Origin of the sequence: Amycolatopsis nalaikhensis, from assembly GCF_030264295.1 — a bacterium.
Taxonomy (GTDB): domain Bacteria; phylum Actinomycetota; class Actinomycetes; order Mycobacteriales; family Pseudonocardiaceae; genus Amycolatopsis; species Amycolatopsis nalaikhensis.
Genome location: NZ_CP127173.1, coordinates 7,749,030 through 7,763,849 on the forward strand (window position 1 = coordinate 7,749,030; position 14,820 = coordinate 7,763,849).

Genomic DNA, 14,820 nt, shown 5'->3' on the forward strand with positions numbered 1-14,820 from the left:
TCAAGCGGCGCCACGGCGGGTGTCCGCCCGGACACGGGAGCGACGCGGTGAAGCGCCCGACCATCACGGACATCGCGCGCGAGGCGGGAGTGTCCAAAGGGGCCGTGTCCTACGCGCTCAACGGCCGCCCCGGCGTTTCCGAGGCGACGCGGCGGCGGATCACCGAGATCGCTCGCGAGCTGGGCTGGTCGCCCAGCGGCCCGGCGCGGGCGTTGTCCGGTGGCCGGACCGGGGCGATCGGGCTGGTGCTCGACCGGCCGCCCGAGGCGTTCTTCCCGGCCCTGCTCGAAGGTTTCGAGGACGAGCTGCTCGTGCGCGTCGCTACGGGCCACGACGCGGCGGTGGCGGTGTACCGGCGCTGGCACGCGGAGCGGCGGGTCGACGGGGTGCTGCTCACGGGCCCGGACGGCGCGGCCGAGCTGGCCGCGATCGGCCTGCCCGCGGTGGTGCTCGGCGGGGCGGGCGGGGTGCCGGGCGCGCCGTCGGTGTGGGTGGACGACGTCGCCGGGGCGGCGGAGGCGCTGGAGTACCTCGCCGCGCTGGGTCACCGCCGCGTGGCGCGCGTCGCGGGCCCGGCGCCCTTTGTGGACTCGTGGGAGCGCGAGCACGTCTTCACCGCCGCGGTGCGGCGGCTGGGGCTGGCGGAAGTCCCGGCGGACGACCTCGTCGCGCGGTCCGCCGACAGCGCCCGCGCGTGCCGGTGGCCGGGTGAGGTCCGTCATCTCGGCGTGGTGCCCACGGCTTGGGCGCCTCCCGCGGTCTCCCGGCCGCCGACCGTCCACTGCGAACCGTCGGCCGAGGTGATCCGCCGGGTCCTGGCCACCGACCCCCGGCCGACCGCCCTGCTCTGCGACACCGACAGCCTCGCCGTGGCCGCGGTGGCCACCGCCCACGAACTCGGCCTGTGCGTCCCGCGTGACCTCTCGGTCGTCTCCTGGGACGACACCCCGCTCTGCCGTCTCGTCCGCCCGGCCCTCACCGCGGTCCGGCGCCCCCTCGCCGAGCTCGGCGCCCTCGCCGCGTCGCTCCTGCGTGACGTCCTGGCGCGCGAAGACCCCGGCGACGTCTGCGCCTCGCGGCCGCGGCTGATCACGCGCGGCAGCACCGGCCCCGCCCGCTGACGGGACCGGTGCTGTCCACACCGGACTCGCTCAGGTTCCCTGGCAGGTCAACGACGGCTGGGCCGGGTTGCTCCCCGCCGCGTTCACCACCAGCCCGAACGTCGTCTGCCCGTCCGGGGCGATCCGGCCGTTCCAGTCGGCGTTGCGGACCGTCACCGCCGAACCGCTCTGGCTCAGCGTCCCGTTCCAGACGCTGCCCACCGTCTGGCCCGACGGCAGCGTCCAGCCCACCTGCCACCCGGTGTAGGCCGTCGTCCCATGGTTCATCACCGTCACCGTCGCCTGGTACCCGCCGCTCCAGGCGTTGGTGATCTCGTACATCGCCATGCACGAGCCGGGCGGGGTGGTGGGCGTGGTCGGGGTGGTGGGCGTCGTCGGCGTGGTCGGGGTCGTCGGGGTCGTCGTCGGCGTGCCCGGGTCCTTGAGGCCGGTGACTTCGCCGTGCCCGCCGTCGAACACCACGTCCGAGCAGCCGTAGAACGTCTCGGCGCTGTCGGAGCGCTTCCACACCGAGTAGATGATGTGCCGCCCCGACTTGTTCGACGGCAGCGCGCCCGTCCACTTGTACTGGCCGTCGACCGTGCCCACCTGGCCGGTCACCGGCGGGTGGTCGACGGTCAGGAACGGCTGGTCCTCCAGCGAGTCCCAGGTGAGCGGCTGCGACGGGTCCCAGCCGTCCTTCGTCACGTACGTGTAGAACCAGCCCGGGTGCGCGGCCCACGCGTTGTACGAGAAGTCGAACGTCGCCCCGGCGGTGAGGTGGGTCAGCGGCCAGTCGCCGACGCCGTCGAAGCCCGCGTACCCCGGGTTGCCACCGGAGCACAGCTTCCCGTCCGGGATGAAGCCGCGCGTGCGGCCGGCGCCGTCGGAGCGCAGCACGGCGAACCAGTTGTACAGCGAGTTCGCGCCGCTGGTGTTCACCGCGGCCGCGCAGGCCGGGTTCTGCGGGATGATCTGCCCGGTCGAGCTGAGCCCGTCCTGCCAGCACAGGAAGGTCCGGCTGCCCGGTTTCATCATGGCGCCGTGCGCTTCGGCGGTGCCGGTGTTCAGCAGGATGGCGGTCAAGCTCGCCAGCACCACGGTGACGGCGGCGAGGATCGTACTTCGTCTCCTGGTCACGTCAGTCCCTTCGTCGGGTAGCGTGCGTCGAAGACTGGGAGCGCTCTCAAGGTCAGGATACGCGGTGGTGGTCACTTCCGGAACAGCCCGCGGTGACCGCCGCGGCCGCTTTGCCCTACCTTGGCGGAAGCCGTCGACCACCGAGAAAGGCACAGCGTGGAAAGTCCGTCTTGGGTGCGCGCCGAACCCGCCCGGCTGCTGGGCTTCGCCGCCCGCGCCGCGCACCCCGGCGGCGGGTTCGCCTGGCTCGACGACGCCGGGCGCCCGGTGCTCGACCGGCCCGTCGAAACCTGGATCACCTGCCGGATGACGCACGTCTTCGCGCTGGCGTCCCTGCGGGGTGCGGACACGGGCGAGCAGGTCGCCCACGGCGTCGCGGCGCTGACCGGCCTGCTCCACGACCCGGAGCACGGCGGCTGGTACGCGTCGACAACGTTGTCGGAGAAGCGCGCCTACGAGCATGCCTTCGTCGTCCTCGCCGCGTCCAGCGCGGTGGCCGCCGGAGCCGACGGCGCGGAACCGCTGCTGGCCGAAGCCCTGGACGTCGTCGAACGCCGGTTCTGGGAGCCGGGGCACGGGCGCGTCGCCGACGTCTGGGACCGTGGCTGGACGAGTCTGGAGGACTACCGCGGCGCCAACGCCAACATGCACACCGTCGAGGCGTTCCTGGCCGCCGCCGACGTCACCGGCGACCCGGTCTGGACCACCCGCGCGCTGTCCATTGTGGACCACCTGGTGCACGGCGAGGCCCGCGCGCACGGCTGGCGGCTCCCGGAGCACTACGACGCGGGCTGGCACGTGCGCCCCGAGTTCAACCGCGACGAGCCCGCGCACCCGTTCCGCCCGTTCGGCGCCACCGTCGGCCACCTCTTCGAATGGGCGCGGCTCGCCGTGCACCTCAAGCGCGCGCTCGGCGACGACGCGCCCTCGTGGCTGGTCCCCGACGCGGCCGCGTTGTTCGCGACCGCGACCGAGGACGGCTGGGCCGTCGACGGCCGCCCCGGCTTCGTCTACACCACCGACTTCGCCGGGACGCCGGTGGTGCGCACCCGCCTGCACTGGGTGGTGGCGGAGGCGATCGCCGCCGCGTGGACGCTGCACCAGGAGACCGGCGACCCGGCCTACCTCGAGCGGTTCCGCGAGTGGTGCGACCACGCCGAGGCGTGTTTCGTCGACCGGGAACTGGGCTCGTGGCACCACGAGCTCGACCCGGAAAACCACCCGGCCGCGACGGTCTGGACCGGGAAACCGGACATCTACCACGCCTACCAGGCGACGCTCCTGCCCGCGCTGCCGCCGTCCGCGTCGTTCGCCGGCGCGCTGCGCCCGCGTCGCTAGACTGCCCGCGGACACTTCCGGACAAGGAGAACCATGTCGCCTCACGTCGCCGCCGAAGACCGGTACTCGGGCATGCCGTACCGGCGCGCCGGGCGCAGCGGGCTCAAGCTGCCCGCCGTGTCGCTCGGCCTGTGGCACAACTTCGGGGACGACAAGCCCCTCGACGTCCAGCGCGCGGTGCTGCGGCGGGCGTTCGACCTCGGCGTGACGCACTTCGACCTGGCCAACAACTACGGCCCGCCGCCGGGCGCGGCCGAGGCGAACTTCGGCAGGCACTTCGCCGCCGACTTCCGCCCGTACCGCGACGAAATCCTGGTCTCGTCCAAGGCCGGGTACCTGATGTGGGACGGCCCGTACGGCGAGTGGGGCTCCCGCAAGAACCTCCTCGCGAGCCTCGACCAGAGCCTCGCGAGGACCGGTCTGGACCACTTCGACATCTTCTACTCCCACCGCCCGGACCCCGAGACGCCGATCGAGGAGACGATGGGTGCCCTCGACACGGCGGTCCGGTCGGGCAAAGCGCTCTACGCGGGCATCTCCAACTACTCGCCCGAGCAGACGGCGGCCGCGCTGGCCGCGTTGAAGGACCTCGGCACGCCGCTGCTGATCCACCAGCCGCGGTACTCGATGCTGGACCGCTGGGTCGAGGACGGCCTCCTGGACACCCTCGACGAGCACGGCGTCGGCTCGATCGCGTACTCGCCGCTGGCCCAGGGCCTGCTGACGGACCGCTACCTCGACGGCGTCCCGGCCGACTCGCGCGCGGCGGGTGCGAGCCCGTTCCTCACCGAGGACCGCCTCACCGAGGAGACCCTGGCGACGATCCGCGCCCTGAACGACGTCGCGAAGCGGCGCGGGCAGACCCTGGCGCAGCTGGCGATCGCGTGGGTCCTGCGCCGCGGCCGCGTCACGTCCGCGCTGATCGGCGCCAGCAGCGTCGCCCAGCTCGAGAACACCGTCGCGGCCACCGCGAACCTCGAGTTCGCCGACGACGAGCTGGCCGAGATCGACCGGATCCTGGGCTAGCCCTCGTCAGCAGCCGATCCGCGACGTGGACACGGCGACGTCGTCGAACCACAGCGTGTCGGCGTCGCCACCGTAGCTCTCCCAGCCGAGCCGCAGGTCGGTCACCGACGGGTGCCAGGACCGGGCGAGCCACTGCTGGTCGACGTCGGCGGTCGGCACGCCGTCGACGACGAGCCCGGCCACCTCGGTGCCGTCGAGCCACGTCCGCAGCTGGCCGGCGGCGCCGTCGAGCCGGAACTCGAAGCACGACCAGGTACCGGTCGGCAGCGGGGCGCTGAGCGCGACCCCGGCCGGGCTCTGCGCGGGCAGGGTCGCGTCGTCGGACTCGCGGTTCCACTGCAGGGCCCGGTTCTGCCCGCCGGCCCGCAGGTCGCGGCCGTCGGTGGCGTCCCGCATGGCCAGGAACGTGACGTGCCCGGCGGGCAGCGGGGTTGTGTGCCGGACCCAGAACCGGCCGAACAGCGGGCCGGACGTGGTCAGGCCGCTGCCGAAGAACGCGTGGTTGCAGTAGCCGCCTTGACCGGCGACCTTCACCGACCGCGTGCCGGAGTGCGCGACCGAGCCGTCGACGGTGACCGTGCCGGTGCCCTGGCAGTTCGCCGCGCCGACGGTCCACGGCGCGCCCGGGGTGGTGCCGGTCTGCTGCTCGAAGTCGTCGCAGAGCACGGCTCCCGTGCACCCGGCGGGCGGGGGCGCGGACGTCGTGGTCGTGGGTGTCGTGGGCGTCGTCGTGGCCGGGGGAGTGGTGTCCCCGCAGGCGACGCCGTTGAGCGCGAAGTCCGCGGGCTCGGCGTTGGTCCCGCTGTAGGTGCCCTGGAGGCCGAAGGAGACCGAGCCGCCGGCGGGCAGGGCGCCGTTGTAGGACAGGCTTTCCGCGGTGACGGCGGTGCCGGTCTGGCGCACGGTGGCGTTCCAGGCGGAGGTGACGGTCTGGTTCCCGGCGTAGTGCCAGGTGAGCGTCCAGGACGAGAGCGGGGTGGCGCCGTTGGTCACCGTGATCTCGGCCGTGTACCCGGTTTGCCACTGGTTGACGCGGTAGCCGACCGAGCAGGCGGGCGCGGCGGTGGCCGGGCCGGCGACGAGCGCGGTGGTGCCCGCCGCGGCGAGGCAGAGGGCGGCGAGGGCGCCGGCGAACCTGGTCATCGGGGGTTTCCTCCCGGGGCGCGGACAGGGGCGCCGTGGCCTGCACCACGGCGCCCCTGGGTGGTGGCCGCGTTCTGTCGAGGCGACCTGGCATGGGAGCGCTTCCAGCCGCCGGAAAGGTAACCCCGGCGTGACGCCGTTGTAAAGCGGGACCCGGACCCGGGCCGATCCGGTGGTCCGTTTTCCGCGGCCGTTCGCCGCCGAGCCGCCGCTTAACGCTCCTGAACGGCCGAACCCGTTGGGAGGCTGAGGATCCGGTGATCGCGCCGGGCGATCACCGTGGCGCCGAGGATGCGGCCGTTGGAGTGAAATCCGGGAATCTCGGCGCGATCCGCCGCCGGGTGTCGCTGCCCGGGTTCCGGAGGGCCGCATGCCGCCGAATGGGAGCGCTCTCACGGAAGGGCCGACGTCGGAGTCCTCTGTGGACGCGGTCGCGGACCGGTCTTCGTTGCGGGCTCAACCTCTTGGGGGGCAAGCATGATCCCGATCGCCGGTGATGATCTGGGCGCCCCGGTGCCTCTGAGGTAGGGTCGTCGGTGTGCACCAGGACGCCGGAAATCGTTGGATGAACGATGAGTCGACAGGTCAAGCCCGGGAGTAAGCCGTACCGTGCACAGCTGCGCGACCGGCTGGCCGCGCTGGGCTTCCCCGAAGAGGCGATCCCGGCCAAGGTGGCGGAGAACCTGATCGTCGAATGCGGGGTCCCGCCGCGGACCGCGTGGCGGCTGGCGTCCGAGCTGTCCCTCGACGTCGCGGCGCACCAGTACAACGCCGTCACCGGCGACCCCCGCGCCGGCATGCGCGGCACCCGGATCTGGGAGTACGAGCAGTGGCCCGAGCGCGGGGTCCGGCCCACCGTCGCCGCCCTGCGCGTGCTGGCGCAGGTGTACGGCACGAGCTGGAAGTCCCTGCTGGGCCTGCGCGACCTCGAGCAGCTGCCGGCCAAGGACCTGGCCGAGTACCACGCCGAGGCCGAGCCGGTCGCGGCCCAGGCGCCCGAGTCCGTCGCCTCGCCACCGGCCCGCGCGGTCGCCCTCGTCGAGACCCGGCCCGAGGAGGAAATCGGGGCAGGTGCACTCGATGACGCGATTCTGCTGACCAAGACCAACGTCGACGACGCCCAGCTCGACGACCTGTGGGCGGACCTCGACTTCCTCGGCGGCGCGTACACGCGCACCGCGCCCCAGTCGATCCTCGGCCAGCTTGCCGTCATCGAAGAGCGCGCCTCGGCCCTGCTCAAGGGCAGGCAGCGGCCGAAGCAGGCCCAGGACCTGCTGCTGATCGGGGCGAAGTCCACGGCCATGATGGCGTGGATCGCGGGCGACCTCGGGCGGTACCGGCTCTCGCGCGAGCTCAGCTCCGCGGCCTGGCTCTACACCCAGTACGCCGACGACTTCCTCGCCCGGCGCTGGGTGCGCACGTCGCAGGCGCGGGTGGCGTTCTGGGCCGGCAACGGCGTCGAGTCGGCGAAACTCGCGGCCGACGGGCTCAACTACCACGTGGGCGGGCGGCTCACGGACGCGCCGCTGATCCTCGCCGAGGCGCGCGGCTGGTCGTCGGTGCAGGCCGAGCCGCAGGTGCTCGACGCCATCGCGCGCTGGACCACCATCGAGAACCCGGACCTGGGCGCGGGCGGCGACGACGCGTTCTTCAACATCACGAAGGACCGCCGGCACTACATGGCGGGCACGTCGCTGCTCTCGGTCGGGCAGGCGTCCGCCGCGCTGCGCGAGTTCACCACCGCCAGGGAGGCTTACGAGAAGCTGTCCCTGGAGCACCGCTGGGAGGCCATGGACCCGATGATCCGGATCGACACCGGCCGCGCGCACCTGCGGCTCGACGACCTCGACGGCGCCGCCGCGCAGGTCGAGCCGGTGCTGGCGACCGACGTCGGCAAGCAGCCGGACATGGTGCGCGCGATGCTCAAGATCCTGGCCGCCGAGCTGGCCGGCCCGCGCTGGCGGTCGGCCGCGACGGCCAGGAACCTCGCCGAAGCCGTCCTGGACGCCCACGCCTCGGCGCGGCCGTGACGGGCGAACCCACCGGGACGGACCTGCCGCGCGCGGCCCCGGACGCCGCCGAGCGCCCGGACACCCCCGACGACGGCGCCTGGGCGCTCGACGGCCACACCCGGCGGCACGTCGTCGTGGTCGCCGACCGGTTCGCCCGCTTCGCCCGCGGCGACCAGGTGCTCACGCTGTCGGGCCTGCTGGCCCTGATCGCCGCCGACGGCCCCGACGTCGCGGGCTGCCACTGGGTGGTGCACGCCGGCCAGGGCCTCGACGGCACCGACTACGAGCTGCTCGAAGCGGCCTGCGCGAAGAGCGGGGACACGGTGCGCCTGGCCGACCCGGCGACGTTCCGGCGGCCACCGGAACGGCCGGGGGTCGTCCACAAGGACCGCGCCGAGAACGTCCTGCTGGCGGGCGTGCACAGCCCGGTGGCCACGCACTGCCTCGCCGAGCTGCGGATCCACCGCGACAACGAGCTGATCCTCGACCACCACACCGGCGAGCACGTGCAGGGCATCGTGATCGTCGAGGCGATGCGGCAGATCTGCATCGCGCAGTTCGAAACCGCCGTCCGTCCCGGGCTGGGCCCGGCGGCCTACGCGGGGGTGTGGAAGCGGATCGACCTGTCGTTCCAGGACTTCCTGTTCCCGCTGCCGGCCACCGTCGAGTCGCTGATCGAAGAGTCCGACCTCAGCCGGGAGACCCACCTGAAGTTCCGCGCCACCACGGCGGTGCGCCAGCACGGGCGCACCGTCGCCACCGCCGTCATCGAGTACTCGATGATCGGCCAGGGGCGCATCGACGCGCTCGAACGCCGCAAGGCCGACCAAGCCACCCGGGCCTGCCTCGGCTGAGCCGAACCCACTCCGGAAGGGAAACCACACCACGATGTCCGAAGTCCGGGACACGTCCTTCGACCAGGGCCTGAAACTCATCCAGCAGCTCGGCGGGGCCGACCGGCCCGCCGTGCTGGACCTGTTCGAGAGCATCGGGGAAGCCGAGTTCGGCGAGCGGTGCGTCGGGTTCATCTACGGCGATGTCTACCACCGGCCGGGCCTGGCGCTGCCGGACCGGCAGCTGGCGACGGTCGCGGCGCTCACCGCGCTCGGGTACGCGGGTTCGCAGCTGCGCTTCCACGCCAAGGCCGCGCTCAACGTCGGCTGCACCCGCCGCCAGCTGGTCGAGGCGGTCATCCACGTCAGTTCGTTCGCGGGCTTCCCGGCGACGCTCAACGCGCTGGGGGAGCTGAAGGCCCTCTTCGAGACGCTGCCCGCGGAAGAGACGTCGCCCGAACCCGACGCCGAAGCGCCGTCGTGGGCGAGCATCGAAGACCGCCACGAGCGCGGCCTGGCCGCGATGAAGGCGGTCGACGGCGAGGCGGGGGAGAAGGTCGCCGCCGCGCTGCAGGACATCGCGCCCGACCTGGCCACCTACATCGTCGACTTCACCTTCGGCGAGATCTACCCGCGCCCGCACCTGAGCCTGCGCCGCCGCGAGATCGTCACGATCGCCGCGTGCGTCGCGCTCGGCACCGCGCTGCCGCAGCTGAAGGTGCACATCCACGGCCTGCTCAACGTCGGCGGCAGCGAGCAGGAAGTCGTGGAGACCGTGCTGCACCTGGCGTTCTACTGCGGGTTCCCGGCCGCGCTCAACGCCATCGCGGCCGCGCGCGAAGTGTTCGCGCAGCGGTGACCGGCCTCCGGAAGCTGCGCGCGGTCGCGCTCGACTGCGACGGCGTGCTCATCGACGACACCTACCTGGCCATGATCGCCCGGTTCGTCACCGACCACGGCGGGGTGTACGACGCCGCGGCCGAGCGGGACGTGATCGGGCTGCGCGACATCGTCGTCGCCGATAAGGTCACCCGGCTCTGCGGTCTGGACCAGTCCGCCGAGGAGACGCTCAAGCAGCTGTGGGCGGCACGGCAGGACTACCTGGCCGAGCACCCGATCCGCGTCGCCGACGGGGTCCGGGACTGCCTGGCGGCGCTGGCGAAGCTCCCGGTGCGGCTGGTCTGCTACGGCGGCCGCACCCGTGAGCACACCTTCGACCGGTACCTCGGCGAGTTCATCGACCTGCTCGACCCCGAGGTGCCGTACGTGAGCATCAACGAGCACCGCCCCGGCGTCGACCACATCGCCCGGACGGTGCTCGGCGTCGGCTTCGACGAGATCGTCTTCGTCGACGACGTGAGCCGGGTGGCCGAGGACGCCCGCGCGCACGGCGCCGGGTTCATCGGGTTCCCGTCGAGCCCGGCCCACGCCCGGCAGCGGGAGTTCATGGCCGAGTACGGCGTCCGGCACTTCGCGGCGTCCCTGCCCGAACTGACCCCGGAACTCCTGGCGATCGTCGACGAAGAAGCTCGCGACTTCGACACACTGGCCTCGTTGAGGACGTCCCGCACCCTTGGAGCCGCTGTGAAGTTCTTTTCCCTGCCCCGTCCCGGCGCCGGACTCGTCATCGGCGAGCGCGACACGCCCGAGCCCGGCCCGGGGGAGGTGCTGGTCCGGATGCGCGGGTGGGCGGTCAACGCCCGCGACCTGATGATCCTGAAGGGCTTCTACCCGAAGCCGGTGAAGCCGGACGTGGTCCCCCTGTCCGACGGCGCGGGCGAAGTCGTCGCGGTCGGCGACGGCGTCAGCGCGTGGTCGGCGGGCGACCGCGTGGCGGCGACGTACTTCCCGGACTGGCAGTCCGGCCCGGGCACACCGGAGAAGACGGCGAACGACCTCGCGGGCACGCTCGACGGCGTCCTCGCGGAGTACTGCGTGTTTCCGTCGGACGCGCTGGTCGCCGTGCCGGCGCACCTCGACTTCGCGGAGGCGGCGACGTTGCCGAGCGCGGGCGTGACGGCGTGGCGCGCGGTGGTCGAGGAGGGGCGGGTCGTGCCCGGCCAGACGGTGCTGACGATGGGCAGCGGCGGCCTGTCGACGTTCGCGCTGCAGTTCGCGGTCCTCGGCGGCGCCCGGGTGGTGGCGACGTCGAGCAGCGACGAGAAGCTGGAACGGCTGCGCGAGCTGGGCGCGGCGGAGACGATCAACTACACGACGACCCCGGAGTGGGGAGCGGCGGCGGCGGAGCTGACGGGCGGCGGAGCGGACCACGTGGTCGACGTCGGCGGCGGCGGGACGATCGGCCAGTCGATGATCGCGGCGCGGTACGGCGGGCACGTCAGCGTCGCGGGGGTGCTGACCCACGAGGGTGCCGCCGACCCGATCCTGGTGCTGGTCAAGCAGCTGACGCTGCGCGGCCTGACCAACGCGTCGCGGGAGACGTTCCAGTCGATGAACCGGGCGGTGGAGACGACCGGGATGCGGCCGGTGATCGACCGGCGGTTCGCCTTCGAGGAGGTCGCCGAGGCGGTCAAGCACCTGGAGTCCGGCACGCACCTCGGCAAGGTCGTCCTGGAGAGCGACTGAGCCCGGGTAACTTTTGCCGTCCCGGCTGGGTATATCTCTCGCCGCGGGCGGGTGTTTCCGCAGCTCAGCGGGGGTGAGGTGGGGCGAAAAAGTCCCCTTTCGGCAGGAATGGCGGCCGATGACCGCACCAGGAAGAGTGATGGTCACCGGGACATCGCCCGAGCAGGCCGCGGCCGCTCGGGGCGACGACCCGGACTGGGGGCGCGGGGAGGGGGTTTCAACCGCCTGGGGGTGGGTTGAAACCCCCTTCGCCTGTTCGCCCTCCCGCCCCGCCGCGCGGTCCCGGCGGAGGTCTTGAATGAGTCATTCAGGACCTCCCAAGACCTGAATGACTCATTCAAGACACCTTGGTGGGCGATCGAGCCTGGACGGCCCGGCCCGGCACCGTCGCGTCTGGCGCTGCGCTCGGCTCCAGGCCCTTGAGAGGGCACGTCACCCTCCGGACTCGCCGATGATCACGTCCCGCCCGCGTCGTCCGGCCGGAAGCTAGCCGAGCTGCTCCCCTCCCGGATAGGGAAGGTAAACCCGGCCTCGGCGCGCGGGAAAGCGTTCGACGATTTCACCGCCCGCACTGTCCACAAAGGAATTCGAACCGTTCGGCACCGGCCGCCGTGTCCATTGTGTACCGATTCGCCGTGTCACATATGTGAACGTCGATCAGGTTTCTGAATTGTTATCGGCAACTGTCTTGCCCGGCTTTTTGCGGCGTGTGAGTGTGGTGCCCGCTGGTTGGACTGGACCTATGGAAGAGGCGACCCGGCCATGACGCAGACAGCTCCGGCGCGGCACATCAGCCGGACCACCTTGTACTTCTTCGGCGCCCTCGGCGGCATCCTGTTCGGCTACGACCTCGGCGTGATCTCCGGGGTGCTCCCGTTCATCGGGAAGGCGTGGTCGCTGACCAGCTGGGACAAGGGGGTGATCACGGCCAGCCTGTCGGTCGGCGCGATCGTCGGCGCACTGTTCTCCAGCCGCACCAACGAAGCGCTCGGCCGGCGCCGCGCGATCATGGTCGCCGCGGCGATCGTCATCGTGGGCACGCTGGCGGCGAGCTTTTCGCCGACGTTCGCGTTGCTGGTGGTTTCGCGCCTGGTCATCGGACTGGGCATCGGCCTTTCTTCGTCGACCGTTCCGACGTACCTGTCCGAGCTGGCGCCCGCGCGGTTGCGGGGCGCGATGGGCGCGCTGAACCAGATCTTCATCGTGCTCGGCATCCTCATCGCGTTCCTGGTGAGTTACTGGCTCGGCCCGTCGGCGGCCTGGCGCTGGATGTTCGCCGGCGCGATCGTGCCCGCGACGATCCTGCTCATCGGCCTGGTGTTCCTGCCGGAAACCCCGCGCTGGCTGGTCAAGAACGGCCGTGAGGACGAGGCCCGGCGGGTGCTGGCGAGTGCGCACGGCAACACCGTGAACCTCGACGAGGAAATCGGCACCATCCGCGAGGTCATCCGGATGGACACCGAAGAAAAGCCACGCTTCCGCGACCTGTTCTCCGGGTTCGTCCGGCCGATGCTGGTCGTCGCCGTGCTGCTCGCCATCGGCCAGCAGTTCAGCGGGGTCAACGCGATCAACGCCTACTTCCCGACCATGCTGATCGGCCTCGGCTTCGCCACGCAGGCCGCCTTGCTGTCCGGCGTGCTGCTGGGCGTCACGAAGTTCCTGTTCACCGCGTGGGTCGTGTTCGTCGTCGACCGCTGGGGCCGCAAGCCGCTGCTGCTCATCGGCAACGTGATCATGGTGGTCACGCTCGCCGCGGCCGGGCTGGTGGTGCTGAACGTCCACGACACCGGGCTGCGCGGCATCCTGATGCTCGTGATGATGGTGCTGTACCTGGTGGGCTACGAACTCGGCTGGGGCGCGGTCGTCTGGGTGATGATGTCCGAGGTGTTCCCGCTCAAGGTGCGCGCGGCGGGCATGGGCGTCAGCAGCGTCGTGCTGTGGGCGGCGACCGGAATCGTGAGCGCGGTGTTCCCGCTCATCTCCGACCCCGGCTCGCTCGGCATCGGCGGTTCGATGTTCCTGTTCGCCGGGATCAACGTCGTGCTGTTCGTGCTCACCAAGTGGCTCGTGCCGGAGACCAAGGGCCGCACGCTGGAGCAGATCGAGCTCGACCTGCGCGCGCGTCAGGGCGCGGCGGTCAAGAGCTGACCGGCTGGACGGCCGCCTCGCCCAGGCCCAGTTTGCCGGCGAGGCGGCCGATCCACGCTTCGACCTCCTCGGGCGCGCGGTCTGGCAGCCCGAAGATCGTCTCGGTCACGCCGAGGGAATCCAGGTGGGCCAACCGGCCCGGGTCCGGTCGCTCACCGAGTGCGCAGATGCGCGGCGCGCCTTCGCGGCCTTCGTCGCGCCAGATTTCCTTCAGCAGTGCGACGTGCCCGTCCAGGTCGCTGTCGGCCGGAGTGGTGATCCAGCCGTCGGTGTGGCGGGCGATCCAGCGGAACGTCTTCACCGTCGGGCCCGCGCCGAGCAGTACGGGGATGTGCGCTTGGACCGGTTTCGGCCAGGCCCAGCTCGGGCCGAAGGAGACGAACTCCCCGGCGTAGGAAGCTTCTTCTTCCGTCCACAGTGCACTCATCGCCTCGAGATACTCGCGCAGCGCGGTGCGGCGCCGGTTCCCGGGCACGCCGTGGTCGGTCAGCTCGTCGACGTTCCAGCCGAACCCGGTGCCGAGCGTGACGCGCCCGCCCGAGAGGTGGTCCAGGCTGGCGATCGTCTTGGCGAGCGTGATCGGGTCGCTCTCCACCGGCAGCGCGACGGCGGTGGACAGCCGGATGCGCGTCGTGACGGCGGCGGCCGTCGCCAGCGCCACCCACGGGTCGAGGGTCCGGCTGTAGCGGTCGTCGGGCAGGGACGCGTCCCCGGTGCGCGGGTGCGGCGACTCGCGTTTGACCGGGATGTGGGTGTGCTCGGGTACGTAGAAGGTGGCGAACCCGGCGGCCTCCGCGGCGCGCGCCGCGGAGGCCGGGGTGATGCCCCGGTCGCTGGTGAACAGCACGATTCCGTAGTCCACGCGAGGAGCGTATTAGAACGTGTTCTAGTTCGCAAGGCGCACGTCCGTTGGGAAAAGTCGCCCCCAAGGTCGGGCGCGACCGAACGGGCGATGGTGACGCTGCGGAGTTACCGCGCGGCGTCACCGGTCCGCGCCGCGGGCGTTCGGGGGATTTCCGATGCCGGGACGGCATTCGGCGCCGGAGGGTCCGGCGGAGACCGCCGCCGGCGGTCCAACGGCTCACCCGCCGCGAGCCACGCCCGGCCCGCTGTTCAGCCTCCGGTGCGATACCAGTCCCGAGTCGACTGCGGGGCCTTCGTGGCCGCGAAAAGTGGCGAGGTGAACTCGGAGGGTAACGTCGAAGTCCGCTCGAACGATGGTCGAGGGGTCCCGGGTGCGCAGCCGGGGAGCAGAGCGGGGGCGCCGGACGCGCCACCGTGGACGAGACCCGGGAAGACACGGAGGCAGGGTGGAGTCGGTAATCCATTGTGGACCCACGGTGTCCCAGCAAGTGGACGCCTCGGCTGGGCGGGATGGCGTTCGCCTGCCCGTTTCCAGTACCGTGGACCACAGGCCGAGAGGCGCTGCAACGGACCCGCGGGTCCGCCACGCTCGGCCGGGAACCACCACCCAAGGGCGCCTCCCGAACGAGG

Annotated in this window: 11 protein-coding genes and 1 riboswitch; of the genes, 8 read left to right on the plus strand and 3 right to left on the minus strand. The window is 72.0% G+C overall.

Annotated features, from left to right (window positions below; genetic code table 11):
* Nucleotides 1-47: 47 nt before the first annotated feature.
* The gene (locus QP939_RS37955; RefSeq protein WP_285451273.1) at nucleotides 48-1,121 is read left to right on the plus strand and encodes a LacI family DNA-binding transcriptional regulator; all 1,074 of its coding nucleotides are present in this window, start codon (nucleotides 48-50) and stop codon (nucleotides 1,119-1,121) included.
* A 30-nt stretch (nucleotides 1,122-1,151) separates the two neighbouring features.
* On the opposite strand, the gene QP939_RS37960 is transcribed toward QP939_RS37955, so the two are convergent.
* Nucleotides 1,152-2,240, minus strand: a complete 1,089-nt coding sequence (locus tag QP939_RS37960; RefSeq protein ID WP_285451275.1) for a lytic polysaccharide monooxygenase — start codon at nucleotides 2,238-2,240, stop codon at nucleotides 1,152-1,154.
* A 174-nt stretch (nucleotides 2,241-2,414) separates the two neighbouring features.
* Here QP939_RS37960 and QP939_RS37965 point away from each other — a divergent pair, with 174 nt between their 5' ends.
* Both QP939_RS37965 and mgrA read left to right on the plus strand, forming a co-directional pair.
* Nucleotides 2,415-3,578: an AGE family epimerase/isomerase gene (locus QP939_RS37965; RefSeq protein ID WP_414641956.1), complete on the plus strand. Its 1,164-nt coding sequence runs from the start codon at nucleotides 2,415-2,417 to the stop codon at nucleotides 3,576-3,578.
* Nucleotides 3,579-3,611: 33 nt separating this feature from the next.
* Complete coding sequence (mgrA, locus tag QP939_RS37970) at nucleotides 3,612-4,604, plus strand: L-glyceraldehyde 3-phosphate reductase (protein ID WP_285451279.1); 993 nt, start codon at nucleotides 3,612-3,614, stop codon at nucleotides 4,602-4,604.
* Nucleotides 4,605-4,610: 6 nt separating this feature from the next.
* On the opposite strand, the gene QP939_RS37975 is transcribed toward mgrA, so the two are convergent.
* Nucleotides 4,611-5,747 carry a cellulose-binding domain-containing protein gene (locus QP939_RS37975; RefSeq protein ID WP_285451280.1) on the minus strand — a complete coding sequence of 379 codons (1,137 nt, stop codon included), beginning with the start codon at nucleotides 5,745-5,747 and terminating at the stop codon, nucleotides 4,611-4,613.
* A gap of 572 nt (nucleotides 5,748-6,319) precedes the next feature.
* On the opposite strand from QP939_RS37975, the gene QP939_RS37980 reads away from it, so the two are divergent.
* The 5 genes from QP939_RS37980 (at nucleotide 6,320) to QP939_RS38000 (ending at nucleotide 13,326) form a co-directional block, all read left to right on the plus strand.
* Entirely contained in the window at nucleotides 6,320-7,777 is a 1,458-nt protein-coding gene (locus tag QP939_RS37980; protein WP_285451282.1) for a hypothetical protein, read from the plus strand.
* Nucleotides 7,774-8,613 (plus strand): AfsA-related hotdog domain-containing protein, encoded by an 840-nt coding sequence (locus QP939_RS37985; protein ID WP_285451284.1) that lies wholly within the window; start codon nucleotides 7,774-7,776, stop codon nucleotides 8,611-8,613. The genes QP939_RS37980 and QP939_RS37985 overlap by 4 nt, the downstream gene beginning before the upstream one ends.
* Nucleotides 8,614-8,647: 34 nt before the next feature.
* On the plus strand, nucleotides 8,648-9,451 hold the full coding sequence (locus QP939_RS37990; protein ID WP_285451286.1) for a carboxymuconolactone decarboxylase family protein: 804 nt from the start codon (nucleotides 8,648-8,650) through the stop codon (nucleotides 9,449-9,451).
* Entirely contained in the window at nucleotides 9,448-11,178 is a 1,731-nt protein-coding gene (locus QP939_RS37995) for a zinc-binding dehydrogenase (protein WP_285451288.1), read from the plus strand. Before QP939_RS37990 ends, QP939_RS37995 begins: the two co-directional genes overlap by 4 nt.
* 762 nt (nucleotides 11,179-11,940) lie before the next feature.
* Nucleotides 11,941-13,326, plus strand: a complete 1,386-nt coding sequence (locus QP939_RS38000) for a sugar porter family MFS transporter (RefSeq protein ID WP_285451290.1) — start codon at nucleotides 11,941-11,943, stop codon at nucleotides 13,324-13,326.
* Here the strand turns inward: QP939_RS38000 and QP939_RS38005 are convergent.
* Complete coding sequence (locus QP939_RS38005; protein ID WP_285451291.1) at nucleotides 13,316-14,188, minus strand: TIGR03619 family F420-dependent LLM class oxidoreductase; 873 nt, start codon at nucleotides 14,186-14,188, stop codon at nucleotides 13,316-13,318. The two genes, QP939_RS38000 and QP939_RS38005, sit on opposite strands and share 11 nt — an antisense overlap.
* Before the next feature lie 549 nt (nucleotides 14,189-14,737).
* Nucleotides 14,738-14,816: riboswitch (S-adenosyl-L-homocysteine riboswitch) on the plus strand.
* Nucleotides 14,817-14,820: the final 4 nt, after the last annotated feature.

Excerpts from the sequence above, each read along its gene's own strand:
- mgrA (WP_285451279.1), top strand. The coding sequence starts at position 3,612 with ATGTCGCCTCACGTCGCCGCCGAAGACCGGTACTCGGGCATGCCGTAC.
- QP939_RS37975 (WP_285451280.1), bottom strand. The coding sequence starts at position 5,747 with ATGACCAGGTTCGCCGGCGCCCTCGCCGCCCTCTGCCTCGCCGCGGCG.
- QP939_RS37980 (WP_285451282.1), top strand. The coding sequence starts at position 6,320 with ATGAGTCGACAGGTCAAGCCCGGGAGTAAGCCGTACCGTGCACAGCTG.
- QP939_RS38000 (WP_285451290.1), top strand. The coding sequence starts at position 11,941 with ATGACGCAGACAGCTCCGGCGCGGCACATCAGCCGGACCACCTTGTAC.
- QP939_RS37990 (WP_285451286.1), top strand. The coding sequence starts at position 8,648 with ATGTCCGAAGTCCGGGACACGTCCTTCGACCAGGGCCTGAAACTCATC.